Origin of the sequence: Albimonas pacifica (assembly GCF_900113695.1) — a bacterium.
GTDB classification, from domain to species: domain Bacteria; phylum Pseudomonadota; class Alphaproteobacteria; order Rhodobacterales; family Rhodobacteraceae; genus Albimonas; species Albimonas pacifica.
The window spans coordinates 101,377-124,903 of the sequence record NZ_FOQH01000009.1 but is presented as its reverse complement, the minus strand read 5'-3'; the positions used below and the strand labels follow the sequence as shown (position 1 = coordinate 124,903).

Below are 23,527 nucleotides of genomic sequence, written 5' to 3'. Positions count from 1 at the left end.
GGGACGGTGCCCGGCGCGCGTGCCCCGGGATCCGCGTTGCGCCGCGCCGCGCGACGGACATCGCGGGGGGCAGGCGCTCGGCCCGCGGCACAGGCCGACGCGGCGCGCCTTGGGCGGGCGGGGGCCGCCCCGCCACGCGCACCCCGGGGCGCAGGGCGCGCCGCGCCGCGCGACGGTCGCCGCCCGGGGCCGGCGCCCGGCCCGCGGCGCAGACCCGCGGAGGGGCTTCGGGGCGGGCCGGCGGCGTCCCGCGCCGCTCGCCCCAGGCGGAGCGGTCCCGCGCGCCGCGGGACGGACGCCCGCCCCGGGGCGGGCGCGTCGCGCGGCGCCTCCGCCGCCCGCGCGGGGCGCGGCGGGGGGCCGCCCGCGCGCGGCCAGCGACGTCGCGCCGCGACCCTGCGGCGCTGGCAAGGGGCGCCTCGCGGGGCTAGGTCTGTCTTCGACATCATCGCAAGAAGCGCCGGGGAGGGCCGAAGATGAGCGCGCCGATCGAGATCGAGTTCGAGACCGAGGAAGAGGGCGCGCTGGCCGCCGCCGGCGGGACCGTCGTGGTCCTGGCGCTCGGCCCCGACGCCCTGACCCCCGCCGCGGCCGCCGCCGACGCCGCCATGGGCGGCGGCCTGACCCGCGCCGTCGCCGCCGCCGAGTGGAAGGGCAAGCCCGGCGACCTGATCCGCTTCCCCGCTCCCGCGGGCCTCGCCGCCGACGCGCTGCTGCTGGTCTCGCTGGGGGCCGAGCCCTCGGTCGAGGATGCGCGCAAGGCCGGCGGCGCGGTCTCGGCCGCCGTTTCCGGCAAGGCCGCGAAGAAGGGGATCTCGGTCTTCGCGGGCGGGACCGGCGAGCCCGGGATCGCCGCCGCCCTCGCCTTCGGCATGGCGCTGCGCGCCTACGGCTTCGACGTCTACAAGACCGGCGAGGACGAGAAGACCGAGCGCGGCGAGGTCCGCCTCTACGCCGACGCGCCCGAGAAGGTCTCCCGCGCCGCGCGCGACGACATGGCGGTGGCCGAGGGCGTGTTCTTCACCCGCGATCTGGTCAACGAGCCCGCCAACGTGCTGGGCACCGAGGAGTTCGCCGCCCGCCTCGCCGCCATGGGCGAGCTGGGGCTGGAGGTCGAGATCCTCGAGGAGGCCGACCTGAAGTCGCTCGGGATGCGGGCGCTGCTGGGGGTGGGCGAGGGCTCCTGCCAGCCCTCCAAGGTCGTGGTCATGTCCTGGAAGGGCGGCGGCGACGAGGCGCCGATCGCGCTGGTCGGCAAGGGCGTGGTCTTCGACACCGGCGGCATCTCGCTCAAGCCCGCGGGCGGCATGGAAGAGATGACCATGGACATGGGCGGCGCCGGCCTGGTGGCGGGCGTGATGCGCGCGCTCGCCCTGCGCGGCGCGAAGGCCAACGTGGTGGGGCTGGTCGGGCTGGTCGAGAACATGCCCGACGGCAAGGCGCAGCGCCCCGGCGACATCGTGAAGTCGATGAAGGGCGACACGATCGAGGTGATCAACACCGACGCCGAGGGGCGCCTCGTGCTCGCCGACGTGCTCTGGTACGCGCAGGAGCGGTTCAAGCCCGCGGTGATGATGAACTTCGCCACCCTGACGGGGGCGATGATCATCGCGCTGGGCCACCAGTACGCGGGCTACTTCGCCAACGACGACGCCTTCGCCGACGAGTTCGGCGCGGCGGCGAAGGCGGCCGGGGAGAAGGCCTGGCGCCTGCCGATGGACCCGGCCTTCGACAAGCAGATCAAGTCGCGCCTCGCCGACATCAAGAACACCGGCGGGCGGCCCGCGGGCTCGATCACCGCGGCCCAGTTCCTCAAGCGCTTCGTCAAGGACGAGGTGCCGTGGATCCATGTCGACATCGCCGGCGTGGCGCTGATGTCCGAGGCCACCGACCTCGCGCCCCGCGGCGCGACCGGCTGGGGCGTGCGGGCGGTGGACGCGCTGGTGAAAGGGCGCGAGAAGGGCTGAGGTCCGCGCGCCCCGGCGCGGCGGGGCGGTCTCGGGGGGCGTCGAGCCCCCCGAGACCGCGCCGGGCCGGGCCCGGCCGGCGCCCGGATCGCGGAGCGCATCGAGAGGTCGCAAGACGCATGGCCGAGGCCTGGTTCTACCACCTCACCGACACGGCGCTGGAGGCGGCGGCGCCGGAGATCCTGGAGAAATGCCTCGCCCGCGGCTGGCGGGTCTGCGTGCGCGCGGGCTCCAAGGCGCGGGTTTCGGCGCTGAACCAGCGGCTGTGGACCTATCGCGAGGAGTCCTTCCTCCCCCACGGCGCCCCCGAGGACGGCTTCCCCGAGGCGCAGCCCATCTACCTCACCGCCGGGCGCGAGACCCCCAACCGCCCCGACGTGCTGATGCTGGTCGACGGCGCCGCCCCCGACGTGCCCGAGTTCGCGGGCTTCGAGCGGGTGGTGCTGATGTTCGACGACGCCGACGCGCCCGCCAAGGACCGCGCCCGCGCGGCCTGGCGCGAGGTCTCCTCGGGCGGGATGAAGGCGGTCTACTGGGCGCAGGACGGCGGCCGCTGGGTGAAGCGCGCCGAAAGCGGGGGCTGAGCCCGGCGCCGCCCCGCGGCCGCGCCGACGGCGGAGGCCCGGGCGCCGGCGTCGCGCAACCTTCTTCGTCCCGTCACGCCCCCGTCGTCTTCGGGGCGTGGAAGGGGGCGAGCTGACAGGAGCCTGCCCATGACCCTCGTTCTCGGGGCCGCGATGATGACGGCCGAGATCCCCGCCCATGTCGACTGGCTGCGCGAGCGCGACCGGGACCTCGAGATCCAGGACTGGTTCCTGCCCGCCGCGCTCGAGGATCCCGCGCCGCTGGTCGCGGCGGCGAAGCGGGCGCTCGACGGCTGGTCGGGGCGCCTGGGCATCCACGGCCCGTTCTTCAACGTCGACCTCGCCGCCTGGGATCCCGAGGCGCAGGCCTTCGCGCGCCGCCGCCTCATGCAGGGGCTGGAGGCGGCGGGCCGGCTGGGGGCGAGCCAGATGGTCGCCCACTCGCCCTTCACCACCTGGAGCCACGACAACCTCGTGCTGATGCCGGGCGGGCGCGAGGGCCTGATCGCCCGCTGCGCCGAGCTGCTGGCCCCGGTGCTGGCGCGCGCCGTCGAGCTGGGCGTGGAGCTCGTGATCGAGAACGTCGAGGACAAGGACCCCGCCGACCGCGTGGCGCTGGTCGACGCGCTGGCGCCGGCGCCGGTCTTCGTCTCGCTCGACACCGGGCACGCGGAATACGCCCATGTGGCGCGGGGCGGGCGGCCGACGGACCTGCACGTGCTGACCGCCGGGGCGCGGCTGCGCCATGTCCACGTGCAGGACGTGGACGGCTGGGCGGACCGGCACTGGGCGCCGGGGCAGGGGCGGATCGCGTGGAAGCCGTTGTTCGCCGCGATCGCCGAGCACGCTCCCGGGGCGCGCCTGATCCTGGAGCTGAAGGACCGCGCCGACCTGCCCGAAGGCGCGCGCCACCTGGTCGAGCTGGGCGTCGCGGTCTGAGCTTGCGCGGCCGGCGGGCGCTGCGCGCGCCGCCGGCGGCGGAGCGCCGCGTCGGGCCGCGCGCCCGTGCCGAGGGTCCGCCCGCGGCGCGCGGCCCGGGCGGCGCCTGCGGGCGCCGTCGCAGGCCTGCCGCGGGCGGCGGGCCCGGCCCCGGGGCGCCGTCCCCGGCCCCGCGCGCAGGCGCCGCCGCGTCGGGCCGTGCGCCCATCGCGCGGGTCCGCCCGCGGCGCGGGTCGACGGGCGCGCCCGGGGGCCCCGTCGCCGGCCCGCGGCCGGGGTCCCGGGCGGCTCGGCCGCGATGCGCCGCGGGCGGACCGCCCGGGCCGGGCGCCCGGCCCGACGCGGCGCTTCCGCGCGCGGAGCGGTTTCCTCGCCGCCGGCGAGGCTCTAGCCTGCGCGGGCCCGCCCCCGATCCCAGCCGCCGGAGCCCGCCCCCCCGTGACCGACCTGATCTTCGAGAACGCCCTGCTCCCTGACGGCACCCGCGCCGCCTTCGCCGTGACCGGCGGCCGGATCGAGGCGATCCTGCCGCCCGGCGCGCCGCGCCCCGAGGCCGGCGGCACGGTGGATTTCGCGGGCGCCCTCGTGGCGCCGGGCTTCGTCGAGGGGCACATCCACCTCGACACCTCCTTCTGGGGCGACGCCTGGTTCCCCTACAAGCCCTGCACCGACGGCTTCGACGTGCACGAGCGGGTGGCCTTCCAGCACGAGAACCTGGCGCAGGCCGCGCCCCTCGCGCCGCGGGCGCGCAGCCAGCTCGAGCTCTGCCTCGCCCACGGCTCCACCCGCATGCGCAGCCACTTGATGATCGACCTGACCGTGGGCCTGAGCCATGTCGAGACGCTGCTCTCGGTGCGCGAAGAGTATGCGGGCCTGATCGACCTGCAGCTCTGCGCCTTTCCCCAGAACGGCATCCTGCACTCGCCGGGCGTCGCCGGGATGATGGACGCGGCGCTGGAGATGGGCTGCGAGGTGGTCGGCGGCCTCGACCCCGCCACCTTCGACCGCGACGTCGAGGGGCACCTCGACGCGGTCTTCGACCTCGCCGAACGGCGGGGCGCGCCGGTCGACATCCACCTGCACGACACCGGCACGCTGGGCGTCTTCGAGATCGAGCGGATCTGCGAGCGCACGGTCGCGCTGGGGATGCAGGGCCGGGTCGGCGTCTCCCACGCCTATGGCCTGGGCGACGTCGACCCCACGGCGCAGCGCAAGGCGGCCGAGCGGATCGCCGCCGCCGGGGTGGCGATCATGACCACCGCCCCCGGCGCGCGGAACTTCCCGCCGGTGGCGCTGCTGCGCGAGGCGGGGGCGACGGTCTGGTCGGGCTGCGACAACATCCGGGATTCGTGGTCCCCCTACGGCGACGGCGACATGCTGGGGCGGGCGCGGATGATCGGCTATCGCTCGGGCTTCAACACCGACGCGCAGCTCGCCATGGCCTTCGACGTCGTCACCGAGGCGGGAGCGAAGGCGCTGGGTCTCGCCGACTACGGCTTCCGCCCCGGCGCCGCGGCCGATTTCGTGACGATCCCCGCCGCCCACGTGCCCGAGGCCGTGGCCGGCGCCCCGGGCGGGCGCGAGGTGTGGAAGAACGGCCGCCGGATCGCGGCCGGCGGGCGGCTGCTGGCGGAGGTCTCCCGGATCGGCTGAGCCGGCGGGCAGGCCGGCCTCAGGGCTCCAGCACCATCCGGTCGCCCTCGACCGTGACCCGCGAGAAGCGCTGCAGGAAGTCCATGCCGAGGAGGGAGGAGAACAGCTGCCCCTCCGAGACCGAGGCGCGGAAGCGCTCGGCCTCGACCTCGCCCAGCCGGAGGCGGGCGAGGCGGATCGGGGCGAGGCGCACCTCGCCGTTGGCGGTCTGGGCGCGGCCGGTATAGGCGAGCTCGTCGGGGTCGAAGCCCGCGCGGCGGGCGTCGTCGGCGGTCAGCACCACGCCCGAGGCGCCGGTGTCGATCAGGAAGATCACCTCCGCGTCGTCGACCTGGGCGCGCACCCGGAAATGGCCGTCGGGGCTGCGGGGGACGACGACCTCGCCCGAGGCCGCGACCCGGTCCTGGGTGCGGGAGAGGGAGGCGGCCAGGTCCTCGCGCATGCCGTAGACGGCGACGAAGCCGATGAAGATCAGGCCCCAGAGCAGCGCGTCGCGAAGCCCCGTGCCGATCCGGCCGCGATAGACGGAGACCACCGCCGAGAGCACCACGCCCAGGAGCAGGACCAGGTAGACCAGGCGCTCCAGCGCGATGCCGTCGAGTGCGTCCATGGGGGGAACATCGGGTGCAGGCGCGCGGAACGCAAGCGCCCGCCGGCCGCAAGCCCCTGCGAGGGCCGGCAGGGCGCCGGGCGGCGCGCCCGCCTTTCGCTCCTCCGCCCCACGCCGGGCCCCGCGCCGGGCGCCGCGCGGCCCGGCCTTCCCCCTGCGCGCCGCCCGGCCTAGCCTGCGGGCGGCGGCGCGGGCGCGGGGCCGGCGCGCCGGGCAGGGGAGGGACCGATGCAGGGCCTGAAGAGCGTTTTCGACGAGATGGAGGGGCTGGAGCCGGTCCCCGGCGCGATCCTGCGCCGGGTGAAGGGCGAGCAGGCGATGATCCAGCACGCGATCGTCGCGAAGGGCCTGTCGCTGCCGCCCCACAGCCATCCCAACGAGCAGTTCACCCTGGTGATCCTCGGCCGCCTGCGCCTGACGGTGGGCCATCCGGGCGAGACCACGGTCTACGAGATCGGCCCCGGCGACCTGCTGCGCCTGCCCGGCGGCGTGCCCCACGCCATCGAGGCGCTGGAGGACACGGTCGCGGTGGACGTCTTCGCCCCGCCCTCGGAGGTCACCGGCCTCGACGCGCCTCGCGGCTGAACGAGGCGCTGCGTCGCGGTCCCGTCCGGCCGCGCGGCTCCGCCCGCGGCGCCGGGCGGGCGGGGCGCCGGGCCGGACCCTCGCCGGCCGCTGACGACAGGGCCTGCTCCGCGCGCGGCGCGGGCCGCCTCCCGCGGCCGGCCGCTGCCTGACGGTACTGGCCGCGACCCCGGTCGCGGGCGGCGGAGGCGCCGCGTCGGGGTCGCGCCCGGCCGGCGCCGCGCGCCCGCGGCGCCGGGTCGAGGCGGCGCCTGGCCGGGCCGCCGCCGAGTGCGGGCCTATGGCCGGATGACGAGCTGGGGGCGCCGGGGGCGACCGGGTCCTGCGGCCGGCGTGGACGCAGGGAGGCGGCGGCGCCGCCGGGGGCGGTCAACGGGCGCGAAGGGCCTCGATCAACTCGGCCTTGCGCATCTTCGAGCGGCCGGAGACGTCGAGCTCGGCGGCGCGCCTGCGCAGCGCCTCGACCGTCCAGTCCTCGTAGGGCGAGGCCTTGCCGCCCTTGCGGGACGGCTTGTCGCCGGCCGCCTTCGCGTTGGCGATGCGCGCCGCCTTTTCCTTGCTCGCGCCCTGGTCGCGCAGGGCCTGGTAGACGTCTTCGTCCTTGATGCTCGGGTTCGGCATCGGGGCCTCCGTGGTCAGCCCCCCCGCCCGTTCGATCTAGGCCGCGGACTCCTCGGCGTCGAGCCGCTCCTGCGCCGCCGCCCACAGGTCCTCGGCCCGCAGCACCGCGGCCTCGATCTCGGCGCGCTTGCGCTGCAGGGCCTCGGCCTCGTCGGCGGGGGCGTTCATGTAGAAGCCCGGCGCCATCAGGCGGGCGTCGATCTTGCGCCGCATCGCCTCCAGCTTGGCGATGCGCTCCTCGCATTTCGCGACCTCCGCCTTCAGCGGCGCCAGCGCCCGGCGCAGCTCCGCCTGGGAGCGGCGGGGGCGGGCGGCCTCCTTCGCGGCGGCCTTCTCGGCGGCTTTCGCCTCCTTCGCCTCGCGCTTCTCGGCCTGGCTCGCCAGCCGGCCGCCGCCGCCGCGCTCGGACAGCAGCAGCCGGCGGTAGTCCTCCATGTCGCCGTCGTAGGCGCGCACGCGCCCGTCCTTGACCAGCCACAGCCGGTCCGCGACCGCCTCGACCAGGTGCGGGTCGTGGGAGATCAGGATCACCGCGCCCTCGTATTCCGCCAGCGCCTGGGCCAGCGCCTCGCGGCTCTCGATGTCGAGGTGGTTGGTGGGCTCGTCCAGCACCAGCACATGCGGCGCGTCCCAGGCGGCGAGCAGCATCAAGAGCCGCGCCTTCTGCCCGCCCGAGAGCCGGTCGACCGGGTTCGCGGCGATGTCGCCCCCGATGCCGCCGCGCGCCAGGATCGCGCGCAGCCTGCCCTGCGGCGCATCCGGCAGCAGGCGCTGGACGTGCTGGATCGGCGTCTCGCCGGGCACCAGCTCGTCGAGCTGGTGCTGGGCGAAGAAGCCGACCTTCATCCCGCGCGAGCAGCGCCAGCCCCCCTCCATCGGCGGCAGCCGGCCGGAGATCAGCTTGGCGAGCGTCGACTTGCCCTGGCCGTTGGCGCCCAGCAGCGCGATGCGGTCGTCCTGGTCGATGCGGAAGTTGAGGTCCCGCAGCACCGCCCGGCCATTATACCCAAGCACCGCCTTCTCCGCCTGCATCAGCGGCGGCGGCAGCTCGGCCGGGGAGGGGAAGGAGAAGGGGGAGACGTCCGAGTCCGCCTGGAACTCGATCGGGGTCATCTTCTCCAGCATCTTGATCCGGCTCTGCGCCTGCTTGGCCTTGGAGGCCTTGGCGCGGAAGCGGTCCACGAAGCTCTGCATATGGGCGCGGGCCTTGGCGCGCTTCTCCGCGGCGGCGGCCGTCTGCTCCATCTTCAGGCGGCGCACCTCCTCGAACTGGTCGTAGCCGCCGCCGTAGAGGGTCAGCTTCTTGCGATCCAGATGCAGGATGTGGTTCACTGCCCGGTTCAGGAGCCCCCGGTCGTGGGAGATCACGATCACCGTCGCCGCGCAGGTGGCGAGGAAGTTCTCCAGCCAGATCGAGCCCTCGAGGTCGAGGTAGTTGGTCGGCTCGTCCAGCAGCAGGATGTCGGGGCGCGAGAACAGCACCGCCGCCAGCGCCACCCGCATCCGCCAGCCGCCGGAATATTCCGAGCACGGCCGCGCCTGCGCCTCGGCGTCGAAGCCCAGGCCCCGCAGGATCGCGCTGGCGCGGGCCTCGGCGGTGTGGCTCTCGATGGCGACCAGACGCTCCTGCGCCTCGGCGATGCGCAGGGGATCCTCGGAGGTCTCGGATTCGCGCAGCAGCGCCGCGCGCTCCTCGTCGGCGTCGAGCACCGTCTGCAGCAGCGACAGCTCCGTTCCCGGCGCCTCCTGCGCGACGCCGCCCAGGCGCAGGCCGCGGCCGACCTCGATCTCGCCGCCGTCCAGGTGCAGCTCGCCCCGGATCAGGCGGAACAGCGTGGTCTTGCCGGTTCCGTTGCGCCCGACGACGCCCACCTTGTGGCCGAGCGGAATCGTGGCAGAGGCGCCCTCGAACAGGGGGCGGCCGGCGATGGAGAAGTCGATGTTGCGGATCGCGATCATGGGCCCGCGGATAGCGCAGGCCGCGGGCCGGGGAAAGGCCCGTCGCGGGGGGGCGTCGAAGGGGCCCGGCGCGGATCATGGCGCCGCTGTGCGGAAACCGACCCCATTACAGGGCGGTCGGTGGTTCATGACAATCGAATATTCATCCGCGACGGCTTGATTCGCTTTGATAGGCCCGGCGCCCCAGCTACACTTCGACGCACAAGCTGTCGCAAGCCGAAAAGGGGCCAAGGCCATGCGCGCACAAACGAATTTGCGGGATGGAGACGATCGGAGGGCCGAACTGGAAGACGCCGTCTTCGACGTGCTGGGCGAGGTCTACGAGCTGCCGCCTGAACAGGCGGTCGGGGCGGCGGCCTTCGTGGCGGGGCAGATCGCAGCCTTCCTCGCCGACGTGGCCCGCCTGAACGGCGACCCCGACGAGGCGGAACGCGCGCGCCGGGCGCTCCAGGACCTGTCGGAGACCTGCTGCGAACTGCTTGAGGAGACCGGGGGCGCCTCGGTCACCGCTGCGCGCGCGCTGGCGCGGATCGAGGCGATCGGCGCCCGCGTGCGCTCCGAACCCCGCGTCGCGGGCCTGCCGACGCCGATCGAGGCCCGCTTCGACTGACCCCGCCCGCGTCGCCGGGGGCGCGGCCCCCTCGCGACGCCGGCGCGGGCCGCCCGCGGGCGAGCCCCCTCACTCCGCCGCCGCTCCCGCCGCCGTCCCGCCCTCGGGCCGGTTCCCGGGCCGGTTCTCGGGGCGGCGCAGATAGAAGGCCGAGGCCTTCCAGTCCATCACCTGCTCGTCGCGCTGGTTGTAGACGTGGTAGTGGAAGGCGCACACGCCCATGTGCGGCTTCGACTTCAGCACGCGCGCGTCGGTGACCTCGCACTCCATGCGGATCGTGTCGCCCGGCCGCACCGGGATCAGCCAGCGCAGGCTCTCCATCCCGCCCGAGCCCTGGCCGGCGGGATACATGAAATTGGTCGCGTGCAGCAGCCGGAACGCGGTCAGCATGGTGTGGAAGCCCGAGGCCGCCAGCCCGCCGAACATGCTCTCCTTCGCCGCCTCCACGTCGATGTGGAAGGGCTGCGGGTCCCAGCGCATCGCGAACTCGATGATCTGGCCCTCGGTCATCGTGGCGCCGGCGGTCTTGATGACCGTGCCGGGGGTCAGGTCCTCGAACCAGACGGGGGGGCGGAGGTCGGTCATGCGGCGGCCGTCGCCTCGCGCTGGTAGACCAGCAGGTCGAGCTCGGGCGCGGTTCCCGTCAGCCGGGTCAGGATCATGTGGCATTGCCCCCTGTGGTGGGTCTGGTGGTTGAACAGATGCGCCAGCGCGTGCGCCAGCGGCTGCACGATCAGCTCGGGGCGCGTGACGCGGGTATAGGCGATCTCGCCTGCAAGGATGTCGGACTCGCGCAGCGCGTCGATGCCGGCGACGATATCCGCATCCAGCGCCTCGCGCGCGGCGCGCAGGTCGGCGAAATCGTCGTGGGCGATGTGGTCGAGCGTCCAGGGCGGGCCCTTGATGCCGCGGATCCGGGCCATCCAGATCACGTCGGTGACCAGCAGGTGGTTGAGCGTGCCGTGGAGCGAGCCGAAGAACGCGCCCTCGTCCGAGCGGAGCCGGCCGTCGCTCAGCCCTGCCGCGGCGTCGTAGAGGCGACGATTCGCCCATGCGTTGTAGCGGGCGAAGCCCGCGAAATGCGCTTTCATGGTCCGGTCTCCCATGCTACCGAGCGCGCGCCTTTTCCGGGGCCGGCGCGATCGCGCGGCCCCTCCGACAACCTGATCGACACCCCGATCTCCTGACGAGAGGACCACCCATGGCCGTCGAGCGCACGCTGTCCATCATCAAGCCGGACGCGACCGCCCGCAACCTCACGGGCGCGATCAACAAGATGTTCGAGGATGCCGGCCTGCGCATCGTCGCGCAGAAGCGCATCCAGCTGACCCCGGCCCAGGCCGGCCAGTTCTACGCCGTCCACGCCGAGCGCCCCTTCTACGGCGAGCTCTGCGACTTCATGGCCTCCGCCCCCGTGGTGGTGCAGGTGCTCGAGGGCGAGTCCGCCGTCGCGCGCAACCGCGAAGTCATGGGCGCCACCAACCCGGCCGAAGCCGCCGAGGGCACCGTGCGCAAGGCCTTCGCGCTCTCGATCGGCGAGAACTCGGTCCACGGCTCCGACTCGGCCGAGAACGCGGCCATCGAGATCGCCTTCTTCTTCTCGGGCCTCGAGCTGGTCGGCTGAGGCCGCCCTCGCCGGCGGCCCCGCGCCCCGGCGACCTGACCTGAACGCGCCCGCCCCGGCCCCCGCCGCGGCGGGCGTTTTCGTGTCGCACGCCTGGGTCGAGGGCGGCGACGGCGGCGCAGGGCGGACGCCGCGTCTGCGGCGGGCGGGGCCGGGCGGCCGGCGCTGCAAGGGAAGGTGGGGCCGGCGCGCGTGTCGCCCGCCAACCGCCCGCGCTCCGCGCCGGTCGTCGGAGCGATCGGCGCCGTCCCCGCTCCCGCGAACGCGAACGGCGCGCCCCGCGGGGCGCGCCGTTTCACCTCCCGGACCGGGGCCCGGGCCTCAGCCGGCGCTGCGCCGCCGGCGGCCGCCGCCGCGCTTGGGGGCGGCGGCGGTCTCGTCGCTCAGCAGGTCCAGGGTCGAGCCGGTGGTCTTGCCCAGCTTGGCGATCACGTCCTCGACCGTCGGACGCGGGCCGCGGGGCACCGCCTCCAGCGCCCGGCGCATCGCCGCGACATGGCCCGGCTGGGTGCCGCAGCAGCCGCCGATGATCCTCACCCCGAGGTCGCGCGCGAGGCAGGCGTAGTCGGCCATCAGCTCCGGCGTGCCGGAATAGCGGATGGCGCCGTCGACATACTCGGGGATGCCGCAGTTGGCCTTGGTGACGATCACGTCGTCCTCGCGGATCTCGTCCGCGGCCGAAATGATCCCCACCAGCAGGTCCGGCGCCCCGGTCCCGCAATTGCCGCCGTAGGCCACCGGCGCATGGTCGTGGCCGCATTCATGCACCAGCGCCGCGAGCCGCTTCGGCGCCACGCCCATCATCGTCCGTCCATTGGTGTCGAAGGACATGGTGCCCACCACCGGCAGGCCGACGCGATGCGCGGCCTCGAGGGCGGCCTTGTACTCCTCCTCCGAGGACATGGTCTCGACCCACAGCACGTCCGCGCCGCCGTCTTTCAGACCTTTCATCTGCGCCTCGAAGGCGGCGACGCCGTCCTCGAAGCTCAGCGGGCCGACGGGCTGGAACAGGTCGCCGGTCGGGCCGACGTCGCCCGCGCAGATCACGTCGCGCCCGGACTCGGCGATCGCCTCCTTCAGCAGGCGCGCGGCGGCGGCGTTGATCTCGTGCACCTGGTCCTGCATCTGGTGCAGCTTCAGGCGGTTGGCGGTGCCGCCGAAGGTGTTGGTCAGCACCAGGTCGGAGCCGGCGTCGATGAAGCTGCGGTAATGCGCCTTGACCTTGTCGGTCTCCTCGAGGTTCCAGCGCTCCGGCGCGTCGCCATGCTCCAGCCCCAGCGCGAAGAGGTTGGTGCCCGTCGCGCCGTCGGCGAGGATCCAGGGGCGGGTCGCGAGGAACTGGCTGAGCTTGTCGGTCATGGACGGTCCTGCAGCATGGGTCTCGGGGCCGGGCGCGCGGGGCTTCGGCCGCTCGCGGCGCCGCGGGGGACGCCCCTGTTCCGGGCGCGTGGCGGTCCCCGCCAGCTATAGCGAGCGCGCGTCCCGCTCACAACCGCGTGCGCGGCCGGGCAGGGGGCGCGGGGCGCGCGTGGCAGGGGGCGCGGGCAGCGCGCCTGCGGTTTGCATCCGCGCCCGGCTGGGGTAACGCTTCGCCCTCTGTTTCGCCGCGCGGAGGCGCCCGCCCCCTCCGCGCCCGCGCAGGGCCCTCGCCGGCCTGCGCCGACACGCGGCCGGCGCGGGGAGGAGAAGACCATGACCGCGCAGCTGAAGCCCAAGGATCGTCCGTCGCAGGCGTCGTTCGTGTGGGAGGACCCGTTCCTGCTGGCCGACCAGCTGGAGGAGGACGAGCGCGCGCTGATGGACGCAGCCCACGCCTTCGCGCAGGAGAAGCTGGCGACCCGGGTCACCAAGGCCTTCCTCGAGGAGACCTCGGAGCCCGAGATCTTCGCCGAGATGGGCGAGATGGGGCTGCTGGGCTCGACCATCCCCGAGGAATACGGCGGGATCGGCGCGGGCTATGTGAGCTACGGGCTGATCGCGCGGGAGGTGGAGCGGGTGGACTCGGGCTACCGCTCGATGATGTCGGTGCAGAGCTCGCTGGTGATGTACCCGATCTACGCCTACGGCTCCGAGGAGCAGCGGAAGAAGTATCTTCCGGGCCTCGCGGCGGGGACGCTGATCGGCTGCTTCGGGCTGACCGAGCCGGAGGCGGGCTCCGACCCCGGCGGCATGAAGACCCGGGCCGAGAAGATCGACGGCGGCTACCGGCTGACCGGCGAGAAGATGTGGATCTCGAACGCCCCCTTCGCCGACGTCTTCGTGGTCTGGGCCAAGTCCGACGCCCATGGCGGCAAGATCCGCGGCTTCGTGCTCGAGAAGGGCATGAAGGGTCTCTCGGCGCCGAAGATCGAGCAGAAGCTGTCGCTGCGGGCCTCGATCACCGGCTCGATCTCCATGCAGGGGGTCGAGGTCGGCGAGGACGCCCTTCTGCCCAACATCGAGGGCCTGTCGGGTCCCTTCGGCTGCCTCAACCGCGCCCGCTATGGCATCGCCTGGGGGGTGATGGGGGCGGCGGAGGACTGCTGGTTCCGCTCGCGCCAGTACGGGCTGGATCGCAAGCAGTTCAACCGGCCGCTGGCGAACACCCAGCTGTTCCAGAAGAAGCTGGCGGACATGCAGACGGAGATCTCGCTGGGCCTGCAGGCGGCCTTTCGGGTGGGTCGTCTGATGGACCGGGCGATGGCGGCGCCGGAGATGATCTCGATCATCAAGCGCAACAACTGCGGCAAGGCGCTGGACATCGCGCGGATGGCCCGGGACATGCACGGGGGCAACGGGATCTCGGCGGAGTATCACGTGATGCGCCACGCGATGAACCTCGAGACGGTGAACACCTACGAGGGCGCGCATGACGTGCACGCGCTCATTCTGGGCCGGGCGCAGACCGGGCTGCAGGCGTTCTTCTGAGGATGCGGCGCCCGCCGGAGGCGGGCACGCCTATGCCTCGGCCCTTGCGGGCCTCAGGAGGGCCCCGCTTCGGCGGGGCCTTCTGCGCTTCGGGAACCCACCCGAGACCAGGCCCGCGCCCGTCCTCCGCAGCCGTCCGTCGCTGCTTGATGCCTGAGCGGCTCGCCCGCCCCGGTCAAGGACGAGCCGCGCAAGCGCGGTCGCTTCGCGATCCTTGACCGGGGCGGGCGAGCCGCTCTTTCCGGCATCAGCGACGGACGGCTCCGGAGAACAGGCGCTTCCGGCGGGGTGCGGGGCGGGCGGGGGCGGTTCGAGGGCGGCGCGCCCTTGACATCGGGGCCCGGGAAGTGGAAGCCCCTCGCCGACTTCCGACCGCTTCCGACGCCTCCCGAGGGGATGATCATGCACGCCTACCGCTCCCACACCTGCGCCGCGCTCCGGGCCGAGCATGTCGGCCAGGACGTCCGCCTCTCCGGCTGGGTGCATCGCGTGCGGGATCATGGCGGCGTGCTGTTCATCGACCTGCGCGACCATTACGGCATGACCCAGGTGCTCTGCGACCCGGACAGCCCCGCCTTCAAGGACGTCGAGAAGGTCCGCTCCGAGTGGGTGGTGCGCATCGACGGCGTGGTCAAGGCCCGCGCCGAGGACCTGCGCAACCCCAAGCTCGACACCGGCGACATCGAGGTCTACGTCCGCGACGTCGAGGTGCTGGGCGAGGCCGGCGAGCTGCCGCTGCCGGTCTTCGGCGAGCAGGAATACCCCGAGGAGACCCGCCTGCGGTACCGCTTCCTCGACCTGCGCCGGGAGAAGCTGCACCAGAACATCGTGATGCGCTCGAAGGTCATCTCCTGGCTGCGCCGCTCGATGACCGACCAGGGGTTCCTAGAATACCAGACGCCGATCCTGACGGCGTCGTCGCCCGAGGGCGCGCGCGACTTCCTGGTGCCCTCGCGCCTGCATCCGGGCAAGTTCTACGCCCTGCCGCAGGCCCCCCAGCAGTTCAAGCAGCTGATCATGGTGGCGGGCTTCGACCGCTATTTCCAGATCGCGCCCTGCTTCCGCGACGAGGATCCGCGCGCCGACCGCTCCCCGGGCGAGTTCTACCAGCTCGACATCGAGATGAGCTTCGTCGAGCAGGAGGACGTGTTCCAGGCCATCGAGCCCGTGATGCGCGGCGTCTTCGAGGAATTCGGCGGCGGGCGCCCCGTCTCCAAGGTCTTCCCGCGCATCCCCTACGCGGAGTCGATGCTGAAATACGGCTCCGACAAGCCCGACCTGCGCAACCCGATCGAGATGCAGGTCGTCTCCGACCACTTCCGCGACTCCGGCTTCGCGATCTTCGCGAAGATCGTCGAGCAGGAGGGCCATGAGGTCCGCGCCATCCCGGCGCCCGGCGGCGGGTCGCGCAAGTTCTGCGACCGGATGAACGCCTGGGCGCAGAAGGAAGGCCTGCCGGGCATGGGCTACATCTTCTGGCGACGGATCGAGTTGACGGGCGAGGATGCTGCTCCGGGCAGCGAACTGTATGAAATGGCGCGCCAGCAACGAATTAATGACCTTGCGGCGAGCGGCGATACCAATTTCCAGGGCGTCGATTGTTCGTATCTCTACGAAGCAGCCGGCCCTCTGGCGAAGAACATCGGCTTCGAGCGATCAGAAGCGCTTAGGGTTCAGCTCGGATTGAAGGCGGGCGACGCGGCCTTCTTCCTCGCGGGCGAGCCGGCGAAGTTCGTCGACGTGGCCGGGCGCGCCCGCAACACGATCTGGGCCGACCTGCAGCCCAACGACGCGTGGAAGAACGAGTTCAAGCTGGCCTGGATCGTCGACTTCCCGATGTACGAGAAGGACCCCGACACCGGCGCGCTCGACTTCTCCCACAACCCGTTCTCGATGCCCCAGGGCGGGCTCGAGGCGCTGGAGACGATGAACCCGCTCGACGTCAAGGGCTACCAGTACGACATCGTGTGCAATGGGGTGGAGCTCAGCTCCGGCGCGATCCGGAACCACAAGCCGGAGATCATGTACAAGGCCTTCGAGATCGTCGGCCATGACCGTCAGTTCGTCGACGACCACTTCGGCGGCATGCTCTCGGCCTTCCGCTTCGGCGCGCCCCCGCACGGCGGCATCGCGCCGGGCGTGGACCGCATCGTGATGCTGCTGGCCGGGGCGGAGAACATCCGCGAAGTCATCATGTTCCCGATGAACCAGCGCGCCGAGGACCTGATGATGCAGGCCCCCTCGCCCGCCACCAACGAGCAGCTGCGCGAGCTCGGCCTGCGGGTCGTCCCCCGGGACTGAGCCGCCCGAACCGGGCCGCGAGGGGCGCGTCGGGGAGACCCGGCGCGCCCCTCGCCGTTCCGGGCCGGGCGATTCACCCGACCTTGAAGCCGGGGTGGAGAAGCGCCGCCTTATGCCTCAGGCGGCGCCCTCATGGCCTGTTCCGTCAAGTTCGCCGACGAGGCGCTGGTCGGCGCGGCCCGCTCGGAAGCGGAGCTGCAGAGCCGGTCGCTTGCCGGCCGGATCACCCGCCGGGCCCGCATCGGCCGGGCGATCGAGCGCTCCGGCGCCTTCGACCACGCGCGCCTGTCGCGCGTGCTGGCCGGAGAGAGGGAGACCGGCGCCCTGAGCCGCGAGGCGGCGCGGCGGGCGGACATGGGGCTGGTCCACGACGACTCCGTCGCCGGGCCGCCGCCGAAGCTGATCCCGACCTTCGAGGGCGGGCGTCTCGCCCGGGTGCGCCCCGGGCCGCCGGGCCGGGTGCGCAGGGTCTGCGCCGCCGAGCCGGGCCCCTGGCCGCCTCGCCCCTCGCGCGCGGGCGCCGCGCGGGGGGCCCTCGCGACGGGTCCCGGCGCTTGCCGCCTCGGGCGGCGGGTCGTAAGTCTGCCCGGTCCCGATCCGGCCGGAGGCGTCATGCTCTACCACCAGGTCACGCCCAACCCGGCGACCGACCAGATCGTCTTCGTCCACATCCGCAAGACCGCGGGCACCGCGCTCGCGGCCGTGCTGATGCAGGGGCTGGGGGCGCATCCGCCGATGCGCACGCCCTGGGGCTCGGCCGAGCGGGCCGAGACCGGGCTGCTGGCGATCCACGGGCCGCTGAGGCGGGCGGCGATCAACCTGGGCGAGGATCTTGCGATCCTCGGCCGGCGGCTGACGGGGCGGCCGGTGCATCTGGTCGAGGACCAGCCCTTCTACGGGGCCCACATGATCCTGGGCCAGGAGCCGCCCAGCCCGCGGCCGCGCCACTACATCACCATCCTGCGCGACCCGGCCGAGCGGTTTCTCTCGGACCACGCCTTCATGCGGGGCAAGCGGGACCGGGCGCGCTCGGACTGTCTCGAGCATCGGCTCTACGACCTGGAGCTGCCCGAGTTCGTCGAGGCGATCGAGGCGCGACCCGAGGTCTACCAGCACGACTACCAGTGCCGGCAGCTCGCGGGCGGCCTCCCTGACCTCGAGGCCGCCCGGCGCGCGGTGGACGAGCGGCTGTGGCTCGCCGCCACGCTGCCCCAGATCGACCGTTTCGTGGAGCGGATCGGCGAGAAGCTGGGGCTGGCCTTCCCGCCGCTCGGTCACGTGCGCCGCACCCGGGGCAAGCCGGGGATCGAGAGCCTCGACCCCTCGCTGGTCGCCCGGATCCGGGCGCTGAACCGGGGCGACGCGGCGCTGGTCGCCCATGTCGCGGCGCAATTCGAGGCGCTTTGACGCCCGCGTCGGGCGCCGCGAGGTCCGCCGCGCTTGTGCAGTCTCGCCGATTGGGTCTATAGCCCCACGCACCCGGGCGCGATGACCGCGCCCCGCTCACCCCCCGGAGGACGACCGGCACTCCTCATGAACGTCATCAAGGACACACAGGCGCTCGCCGACTTCTGCGCGCGCTGCGCCAAGCACCCCTACGTCACCGTCGACACCGAGTTCCTGCGCGAACGCACCTACTGGCCGCAGCTGTGCCTGGTGCAGGTCGCCTATCCGGGCTCCGGCGACGAGACGGCCGCCATCATCGACCCGATCGGGACGGACCTGGACCTCGGGCCGCTGTTCGAGCTGATGCGGGACACCTCCGTCGTGAAGGTGTTCCATGCCGCCCGCCAGGATCTCGAGATCTTCTGGAAGCTGGGCGACCTGATCCCCGAGCCGCTGTTCGACACCCAGGTGGCGGCGATGGTCTGCGGCTATGGCGACCAGGTCGGCTACGAGACCCTGGTGCGCAAGATCTGCAAGCAGGGCCTCGACAAGAGCTCGCGCTTCACCGACTGGGCCGCGCGGCCGCTGTCGGAGAAGCAGCTCGCCTACGCGATCGCCGACGTCACCCACCTGCGCCGCATCTACGAGCACCTCGACCAGGAGCTTCGCGATTCGGGCCGCGGCCCCTGGGTGGGCGAGGAGATGGCGGTGCTGACCGACCCCGCCACCTACCGCAACGAGCCGACCGAGGCGTGGAAGCGGCTGAAGACCCGCTCCTCCTCGCCCCGGTTCCTCGCGGTCGCCGCGGCGCTCGCCGAATGGCGCGAGACCCGCGCGCAGGAGCGCGACGTGCCCCGCTCGCGCCTGATGAAGGACGACGCGCTGCTCGAGATCGCCTCGGCCCGTCCGACCTCGATGGACGAGCTGCAGCGCTCGCGCTTCCTGCAGCGGGAGGCCCGCAAGGGCGACGTCGCCAAGGAGATCCTGGCCGCCGTCGCCAGGGGCCTGGAGACGCCCGAGGAGGAGACGCCCGAGCGGGAGGCGCCCAAGGCCTCGCGCAAGGGCTCCGAGGCGCTGATCGACCTGCTGAAGGTCCTGCTCAAGAGCCGGGCCGAGGACCTGGGGGTGGCGCCGAAGCTGCTGGCCTCGTCCGAGGACCTGAACCTGATCGCGGCCGAGGACGAGCCGGACGTGCCGGCCCTGTCGGGCTGGCGGCGCAAGGCCTTCGGGGAGCTCGCCCTGCAGCTCAAGCGCGGCGAGATCGCGCTCAGCGCCAACGGGACCGACATCGAGATCGTCGAGTTCGACGACTGATCCGGTCCGGTCTCGGACGATCCAGGCGGGCGGCGCGGGCGAAGGTCCGCGCCGCCCGCCGGCGTTTCGGGCCCGGCTCGGGCGGCCCTCGCGTCGGCTGCGCCTCCGCATCGCCCCGCCCGGCCGTCCCCCTCGCGGCCGCCCCTGGGGACCGGCGCTCCCGGATCGCGGGGGCCGGGGCGAGGGCCGGGGCGGGGGGCGGGCGCTGCGGCCGGCGGCGGCGCGGACCGCGGCCGAGGGGGCGCGCCGGGGGCGGGCGAGGCCGCCGCGCGCGTCCTTACTGGCCGATGCGCGGGGGCGTCGGCGGGGCGGAGGCGGGGTCGTCGGCATCGACGCTCCGCGTCGGCGCGACGGGGCTGAACACGGCCTGGGTGCGCGGCCCGCCGGCCTGCCCCGGCTGGGGCGCGGAGACCGAGACCCGCAGCGCCGCCGCGGTGGCGCCGGCATAGACGCGCACGCCCTGCGCGCCCACCAGGTCGGCGGTGGGAATCGCCCGGTCGGCGCGGATCGGCAGGCGGGCGGGCACGCCCGGCTCGCCGCCGTTGAGCTCCGGCGGGGCCGCGACCAGGTCGAATTCCAGGAATCCGTCAGGCGCCAGGCGCGAGCCGTTGCGCGGCTCCAGCGTGGCGTGGAACCAGCCGGTGGCGGGCGCGGCGCCGTGCGCGGTCAGCAGGCGGCCGCGGTAGATCTGGCCGATCTCCAGCGACTCGACGCTGGCGACGGGGCGCTTTTCGTAGACCGGGCCGCTCGGCCCCGGGGCGCCGCCCTGCGGCGGCGTCTGGGCCTCGACCGGCGCCTGCTCCTCCTCGCCCCAGCTGCAGCCGGCCAGCGCCAGCCCCGCGGTCAGCGCCGCGGCCACGGCCGGACGTCCCCATGCGCGCGTCGCTCGCGGCAGAACCATGCTCGTCGTCCCCGTCATCCCAGTCGTCGGTCCATTCCTCTGCGCCGCCCGTCGGCGGCGGCGCGCATCACGCCACAGCGCGCCCGGAAAGGAAAGGCCTGCGCCCGCCTTCCGCCGGGACGCCCGCCGCCGCCGCAGCCCCGCGCGCCGGCCGATCCCGGCGCATCGCCCGTGCGTGGCTCGCCCGTCGCCCATCCGTCGCGAGCCCGGCGCCGTTCCTCGATCCGACCGCCGATCCGCCCCCGCTCCGGGCGCCCCGGCCGCGCTCCGCCCCGCGACGGGGACGGCAGGGCGGGGCGACGCGGCCGCGCAGCGGACGCGAGGGCCGCCCGGACGGCCCCGCGCGCCGGCCGGGGTGTTGCCGCGCCCGCCCGGGGGCCTTAGGTGAGGCCCCAATCAGGAGATCGCCATGACCGACGCCCCTCAGGCCTTCGAGGACATCGCCGCCGACTTCGAGTTCCTCGACGACTGGGAGGACCGCTACGGCTACGTCATCGACCTCGGCAAGAAGATGCCGCCCCTCCCCGACGCCCTGAAGGGTCCGGAGACCAGGGTCGACGGCTGCGCCAGCCAGGTCTGGATCGTCCCCCGGGTCGAGGAGGGCGCCCCCCGCCGCCTGCATTTCGACGGGGATTCGGACGCGCTGATCGTGCGCGGCCTGATTGCGGTGCTGCGCGCGCTCTACTCCGGGCGCACCGCGCAGGAGATCCTGGCCACCGATGCGCAGGCGCAGTTCCAGCGCCTCGGCCTGACCGAGCATCTCAGCTCCCAGCGCTCCAACGGCCTGCGCGCGATGGTCGCGCGCCTGCGCGCGCTGGCCGAGGCCGAAGCCGCCGGGGCCTGAGCGCCCGGCCCGCCCCCCCGGACCGCCCCCCAAACCCGTGCCGCAGGGGCGCTGCGGGCCCGCCTGGACGACGCGGGACGCGGACATTGCGTCGCGTTTCCGCCGTGCACGACCGGCGCAAGCGGTCTATCGTGCCCGCAACGCACGCGACGCGCGACGCCCCGGCGGCCCTCCTCCGGTCTCCGGCGCGCCGCCCAGACGCAGAAAGGCCTGTCCATGGCGGACGAAGACGACGACATCGTCCTTGCGGAGCTCGACGACGACGAGCTCGTCCAGCAGATGCACGACGACCTCTACGACGGTCTCAAGGAAGAGATCGAGGAGGGGACGAACATCCTGCTCGAGCGGGGATGGGCCCCCTACAAGGTCCTGACCGAGGCGCTGGTCGCCGGGATGAAGGTCGTCGGCGACGACTTCCGCGACGGGATCCTGTTCGTGCCCGAGGTGCTGCTCGCCGCCAACGCGATGAAGACCGGCATGGGCATCCTGCGCCCCCTGCTGGCCGAGACCGACGCCCCCAAGATGGGCACCATGGTGATCGGCACCGTGAAGGGCGACATCCACGACATCGGCAAGAACCTGGTCTCGATGATGATGGAGGGCGCGGGCTTCGACGTGGTCGACCTCGGCATCAACAACGCCGTCGAGAACTACCTCGAGGCGCTGGAGCGCGAGGAGGCCGCGATCCTCGGCATGTCCGCGCTGCTGACCACGACCATGCCCTACATGAAGGTCGTCATCGACCAGCTCAAGGAGAAGGGCATCCGCGACCAGATCATCGTGCTGGTCGGCGGCGCGCCGCTGAACGAGGAGTTCGGCCGCGCCATCGGCGCCGACGCCTACTGCCGCGACGCGGCCGTGGCGGTGGAGACCGCCAAGCAGCTGATCGCCGCGCGCAAGCACAACCAGGTGGCCGCGGGCTGATCGCCCGCGCCCCCCGCGCCCCGCGGCAGGCGGCCGCCCCCTGCGCCTCGCCCTCCCGGCGAGGCGACCGAGCCTCGCAGCGCGGCGTTGCAAGCTATGGGCGAATCCCCCTGCATCGTTTCGCGCGCGTCGGGAGCGCGGCCTCGCAGGCCGCGTCCGCGCCCCGCAGGCCGGAAGCCGTCGCGGCGCGGCGTTCGGCCGACCCTCGGGCGGCCGCCGTCGGCGCGGATCCGCGCCCGGGCGCGCCGCGCGCCGCCGCGCGCCCCCTCCCCAGCCTCGCCGCCGCGCGCCGGACCCCCGCGGCCCCCGCCCGCCGGTGAGCGCCCCATGGCCCCCGCCGATCCCTTCCCGCTCGCCCCGGGCGCCTTCGACGAGGACCTCGCCGCGATCCACGCGCAGGCGCTCGCGCCAAGGCTCGACCCGGGTCTGCCCTGGTTGATCGCCATGGGCCGGGCGGCGGCGGTGGGGGCGGGGCGAAACCCCTCGCTCCACGATCTGGGCTGCGGGGACGGGCGCTGGATGGCCGCCGCCCAGGCGGCGCAGTTCCGGGTCACCGGGCTCGACCTCTCGCCCGCCTGCACCGCGCTCGCCCGGGCCCGCGGCCTGCGCCCCGCCACGATGGACGCTGCCCGGGCGCCGATGCCCGCGGTCGACCTCGTCACCGCGCTGGGCTGGGCGCTGGCCTATCTCGACGCCGCCGGCCGCCCCGCGCTCGACACCGTCGCGCGCCGCGCGGGCGAGATCCTGCGCCCCGGCGCCTGGCTGATCTTCGACCTCCCCGATCCCGCGGTTCTGCCGCCCGACGACGCGGCCGAGGGGCCGGGCTGGCGCTACGCCGCCCGATCGCTCAGGATCGGCGACACGCTCGCGCGCGAGACCGAGACCGAGCGCCTCGTCGACGGCCGCCCCCGCCTGCGCCGCGCCCGCCGCCTGCTGGCGGCGCCCGCGCCCGAGGCGGTGCTCGCGCTGCTCGAGCGCGCGGGGTTCGAGGCCCGCCCCCTCGACCGCTGGGGCGACCACCCCCTGCCGGCGGGCAGCGTCGGCTACGCCGCGCGCAGAAAAGGATGACCCCGCCCCGATGACCCGGCCCGCGCCCGAAGACCCCCGCCCCGAAGACCCCCGCCCCGAAGATCTCGGCCCCGAAGATCTCGGCATCGACGACGCAGCCCTGACCGTCGAGGGCCTCTCCGCCCCCGCCGCCGCGCCCGAGGGCGCGCCCCGCACCCGGCTGATCGCCTGCGGGGCGCTGGCGCGCGAGATCCTGGCGCTGATCCGCCTGAACGGCTGGTCGCACCTGGACCTCAAGTGCCTCCCCGCTCAGCTCCACCTGCGCCCCGAGCTGATCCCCGACGCGGTCGAGGCCGAGGTCGCCCGCGCCCGCGGCCGCTTCGACGCCATCAAGGTGGTCTACGCCGACTGCGGCACCGGCGGCCTGCTGGCGAAACGCTGCCAGGAGCTGGGCGTCGAGATGATCCCCGGCCCCCATTGCTACAGCTTCTTCGACGGCAACGAGACCTTCGCCGCCCGCGGCGACGCCGAGATGACCTGCTTCTATCTGACCGACTTCCTGGTCCGGCAGTTCGACGCCTTCGTGTGGAAGCCCATGGGCCTCGACCGCCACCCGCAGCTGCGCGACATGCTGTTCGGGAACTACACCACGCTGGTCCACCTCGCCCAGGTCGAGGACCCCGCGCTCGACCGCAAGGCCGAGGAGGCCGCCGCCCGCCTCGGCCTCGCCCACCAGCGGCGCTTCACCGGCTACGGCGACCTCGCGGCCTTCCTCGCCGCCGCGCGCTGA

At 74.0% G+C, this 23,527-nt stretch carries 22 protein-coding genes; 15 read left to right on the top strand and 7 right to left on the bottom strand.

Going from position 1 to position 23,527, the window contains the following annotated elements:
• Window positions 1-476: 476 nt before the first annotated feature.
• From BM064_RS19520 to BM064_RS19505, 4 genes are all read left to right on the top strand, one after another.
• Window positions 477-1,967 carry a leucyl aminopeptidase gene (locus BM064_RS19520; protein WP_092862490.1) on the top strand — a complete coding sequence of 497 codons (1,491 nt, stop codon included), beginning with the start codon at window positions 477-479 and terminating at the stop codon, window positions 1,965-1,967.
• Window positions 1,968-2,086: 119 nt separating this feature from the next.
• Window positions 2,087-2,551, top strand: coding sequence for a DNA polymerase III subunit chi (locus BM064_RS19515; RefSeq protein ID WP_092862487.1), 465 nt, complete (start codon window positions 2,087-2,089; stop codon window positions 2,549-2,551).
• A 129-nt stretch (window positions 2,552-2,680) separates the two neighbouring features.
• Window positions 2,681-3,490, top strand: a complete 810-nt coding sequence (locus BM064_RS19510) for a sugar phosphate isomerase/epimerase family protein (RefSeq protein WP_092862484.1) — start codon at window positions 2,681-2,683, stop codon at window positions 3,488-3,490.
• 438 nt (window positions 3,491-3,928) lie between these two features.
• Entirely contained in the window at window positions 3,929-5,143 is a 1,215-nt protein-coding gene (locus BM064_RS19505; protein WP_092862481.1) for an amidohydrolase family protein, read from the top strand.
• A gap of 19 nt (window positions 5,144-5,162) precedes the next feature.
• Here BM064_RS19505 and BM064_RS27030 read toward each other — a convergent pair whose 3' ends face one another.
• Window positions 5,163-5,753 carry a retropepsin-like aspartic protease family protein gene (locus BM064_RS27030; RefSeq protein ID WP_143103387.1) on the bottom strand — a complete coding sequence of 197 codons (591 nt, stop codon included), beginning with the start codon at window positions 5,751-5,753 and terminating at the stop codon, window positions 5,163-5,165.
• A gap of 228 nt (window positions 5,754-5,981) precedes the next feature.
• Between BM064_RS27030 and BM064_RS19495 the strand changes: the two genes are divergently transcribed.
• Window positions 5,982-6,338, top strand: coding sequence for a cupin domain-containing protein (locus tag BM064_RS19495; protein ID WP_092862475.1), 357 nt, complete (start codon window positions 5,982-5,984; stop codon window positions 6,336-6,338).
• 369 nt (window positions 6,339-6,707) lie between these two features.
• On the opposite strand, the gene BM064_RS19490 is transcribed toward BM064_RS19495, so the two are convergent.
• Window positions 6,708-6,959 carry a DUF7218 family protein gene (locus BM064_RS19490; protein WP_092862471.1) on the bottom strand — a complete coding sequence of 84 codons (252 nt, stop codon included), beginning with the start codon at window positions 6,957-6,959 and terminating at the stop codon, window positions 6,708-6,710.
• A 36-nt stretch (window positions 6,960-6,995) separates the two neighbouring features.
• Window positions 6,996-8,918 (bottom strand): ABC-F family ATP-binding cassette domain-containing protein, encoded by a 1,923-nt coding sequence (locus BM064_RS19485; RefSeq protein WP_092862468.1) that lies wholly within the window; start codon window positions 8,916-8,918, stop codon window positions 6,996-6,998.
• A gap of 235 nt (window positions 8,919-9,153) precedes the next feature.
• On the opposite strand from BM064_RS19485, the gene BM064_RS19480 reads away from it, so the two are divergent.
• Entirely contained in the window at window positions 9,154-9,528 is a 375-nt protein-coding gene (locus tag BM064_RS19480; protein ID WP_143103386.1) for a hypothetical protein, read from the top strand.
• A gap of 69 nt (window positions 9,529-9,597) precedes the next feature.
• Here BM064_RS19480 and BM064_RS19475 read toward each other — a convergent pair whose 3' ends face one another.
• Both BM064_RS19475 and BM064_RS19470 read right to left on the bottom strand, forming a co-directional pair.
• Window positions 9,598-10,113, bottom strand: a complete 516-nt coding sequence (locus tag BM064_RS19475) for a MaoC family dehydratase (protein WP_177236330.1) — start codon at window positions 10,111-10,113, stop codon at window positions 9,598-9,600.
• Window positions 10,110-10,619 (bottom strand): DinB family protein, encoded by a 510-nt coding sequence (locus BM064_RS19470; RefSeq protein WP_092862459.1) that lies wholly within the window; start codon window positions 10,617-10,619, stop codon window positions 10,110-10,112. The genes BM064_RS19475 and BM064_RS19470 overlap by 4 nt, the downstream gene beginning before the upstream one ends.
• A gap of 110 nt (window positions 10,620-10,729) precedes the next feature.
• Here BM064_RS19470 and ndk point away from each other — a divergent pair, with 110 nt between their 5' ends.
• Window positions 10,730-11,152, top strand: coding sequence for a nucleoside-diphosphate kinase (gene ndk, locus BM064_RS19465; protein WP_092862456.1), 423 nt, complete (start codon window positions 10,730-10,732; stop codon window positions 11,150-11,152).
• A 321-nt stretch (window positions 11,153-11,473) separates the two neighbouring features.
• Here ndk and bmt read toward each other — a convergent pair whose 3' ends face one another.
• Window positions 11,474-12,511 carry a betaine--homocysteine S-methyltransferase gene (bmt, locus tag BM064_RS19460; RefSeq protein WP_092862453.1) on the bottom strand — a complete coding sequence of 346 codons (1,038 nt, stop codon included), beginning with the start codon at window positions 12,509-12,511 and terminating at the stop codon, window positions 11,474-11,476.
• 333 nt (window positions 12,512-12,844) lie between these two features.
• Here bmt and BM064_RS19455 point away from each other — a divergent pair, with 333 nt between their 5' ends.
• From BM064_RS19455 to rnd, 4 genes are all read left to right on the top strand, one after another.
• Window positions 12,845-14,059: an acyl-CoA dehydrogenase gene (locus tag BM064_RS19455; protein WP_092862451.1), complete on the top strand. Its 1,215-nt coding sequence runs from the start codon at window positions 12,845-12,847 to the stop codon at window positions 14,057-14,059.
• Between the two features lie 402 nt (window positions 14,060-14,461).
• A complete protein-coding gene (gene aspS / locus BM064_RS19450) occupies window positions 14,462-16,360 on the top strand; it encodes an aspartate--tRNA ligase (RefSeq protein WP_092862967.1) in 1,899 nt (632 codons plus the stop codon).
• Window positions 16,361-16,492: 132 nt separating this feature from the next.
• Window positions 16,493-17,767 carry a TA system antitoxin ParD family protein gene (locus BM064_RS27025; protein WP_143103385.1) on the top strand — a complete coding sequence of 425 codons (1,275 nt, stop codon included), beginning with the start codon at window positions 16,493-16,495 and terminating at the stop codon, window positions 17,765-17,767.
• A 126-nt stretch (window positions 17,768-17,893) separates the two neighbouring features.
• Window positions 17,894-19,060, top strand: a complete 1,167-nt coding sequence (rnd, locus tag BM064_RS19440; RefSeq protein WP_092862448.1) for a ribonuclease D — start codon at window positions 17,894-17,896, stop codon at window positions 19,058-19,060.
• A gap of 277 nt (window positions 19,061-19,337) precedes the next feature.
• On the opposite strand, the gene BM064_RS19435 is transcribed toward rnd, so the two are convergent.
• Complete coding sequence (locus BM064_RS19435; RefSeq protein WP_092862445.1) at window positions 19,338-19,919, bottom strand: hypothetical protein; 582 nt, start codon at window positions 19,917-19,919, stop codon at window positions 19,338-19,340.
• A 451-nt stretch (window positions 19,920-20,370) separates the two neighbouring features.
• On the opposite strand from BM064_RS19435, the gene BM064_RS19430 reads away from it, so the two are divergent.
• The 4 genes from BM064_RS19430 to BM064_RS19415 all read left to right on the top strand — a co-directional run bounded on the left by BM064_RS19430 (window position 20,371) and on the right by BM064_RS19415 (window position 23,527).
• On the top strand, window positions 20,371-20,805 hold the full coding sequence (locus BM064_RS19430) for a SufE family protein (protein ID WP_092862442.1): 435 nt from the start codon (window positions 20,371-20,373) through the stop codon (window positions 20,803-20,805).
• A gap of 216 nt (window positions 20,806-21,021) precedes the next feature.
• Window positions 21,022-21,729, top strand: coding sequence for a corrinoid protein (locus BM064_RS19425; RefSeq protein ID WP_092862440.1), 708 nt, complete (start codon window positions 21,022-21,024; stop codon window positions 21,727-21,729).
• 327 nt (window positions 21,730-22,056) lie between these two features.
• On the top strand, window positions 22,057-22,797 hold the full coding sequence (locus tag BM064_RS19420) for a methyltransferase domain-containing protein (RefSeq protein WP_143103383.1): 741 nt from the start codon (window positions 22,057-22,059) through the stop codon (window positions 22,795-22,797).
• Window positions 22,798-22,807: 10 nt separating this feature from the next.
• Window positions 22,808-23,527 (top strand): DUF1638 domain-containing protein, encoded by a 720-nt coding sequence (locus tag BM064_RS19415; protein WP_092862435.1) that lies wholly within the window; start codon window positions 22,808-22,810, stop codon window positions 23,525-23,527.

Coding starts and splice junctions, on each gene's coding strand:
- BM064_RS19510 (WP_092862484.1), top strand. CDS start 2,681: ATGACCCTCGTTCTCGGGGCCGCGATGATGACGGCCGAGATCCCCGCC.
- BM064_RS19425 (WP_092862440.1), top strand. CDS start 21,022: ATGGCGGACGAAGACGACGACATCGTCCTTGCGGAGCTCGACGACGAC.
- rnd (WP_092862448.1), top strand. CDS start 17,894: ATGAACGTCATCAAGGACACACAGGCGCTCGCCGACTTCTGCGCGCGC.
- BM064_RS19475 (WP_177236330.1), bottom strand. CDS start 10,113: ATGACCGACCTCCGCCCCCCCGTCTGGTTCGAGGACCTGACCCCCGGC.
- aspS (WP_092862967.1), top strand. CDS start 14,462: ATGCACGCCTACCGCTCCCACACCTGCGCCGCGCTCCGGGCCGAGCAT.
- BM064_RS19455 (WP_092862451.1), top strand. CDS start 12,845: ATGACCGCGCAGCTGAAGCCCAAGGATCGTCCGTCGCAGGCGTCGTTC.
- BM064_RS19520 (WP_092862490.1), top strand. CDS start 477: ATGAGCGCGCCGATCGAGATCGAGTTCGAGACCGAGGAAGAGGGCGCG.
- BM064_RS27030 (WP_143103387.1), bottom strand. CDS start 5,753: ATGGACGCACTCGACGGCATCGCGCTGGAGCGCCTGGTCTACCTGGTC.
- BM064_RS19495 (WP_092862475.1), top strand. CDS start 5,982: ATGCAGGGCCTGAAGAGCGTTTTCGACGAGATGGAGGGGCTGGAGCCG.
- BM064_RS19415 (WP_092862435.1), top strand. CDS start 22,808: ATGACCCGGCCCGCGCCCGAAGACCCCCGCCCCGAAGACCCCCGCCCC.
- BM064_RS19480 (WP_143103386.1), top strand. CDS start 9,154: ATGCGCGCACAAACGAATTTGCGGGATGGAGACGATCGGAGGGCCGAA.
- ndk (WP_092862456.1), top strand. CDS start 10,730: ATGGCCGTCGAGCGCACGCTGTCCATCATCAAGCCGGACGCGACCGCC.
- bmt (WP_092862453.1), bottom strand. CDS start 12,511: ATGACCGACAAGCTCAGCCAGTTCCTCGCGACCCGCCCCTGGATCCTC.
- BM064_RS19420 (WP_143103383.1), top strand. CDS start 22,057: ATGGCCCCCGCCGATCCCTTCCCGCTCGCCCCGGGCGCCTTCGACGAG.
- BM064_RS19430 (WP_092862442.1), top strand. CDS start 20,371: ATGACCGACGCCCCTCAGGCCTTCGAGGACATCGCCGCCGACTTCGAG.
- BM064_RS19490 (WP_092862471.1), bottom strand. CDS start 6,959: ATGCCGAACCCGAGCATCAAGGACGAAGACGTCTACCAGGCCCTGCGC.
- BM064_RS19470 (WP_092862459.1), bottom strand. CDS start 10,619: ATGAAAGCGCATTTCGCGGGCTTCGCCCGCTACAACGCATGGGCGAAT.
- BM064_RS27025 (WP_143103385.1), top strand. CDS start 16,493: ATGGCCTGTTCCGTCAAGTTCGCCGACGAGGCGCTGGTCGGCGCGGCC.
- BM064_RS19515 (WP_092862487.1), top strand. CDS start 2,087: ATGGCCGAGGCCTGGTTCTACCACCTCACCGACACGGCGCTGGAGGCG.
- BM064_RS19485 (WP_092862468.1), bottom strand. CDS start 8,918: ATGATCGCGATCCGCAACATCGACTTCTCCATCGCCGGCCGCCCCCTG.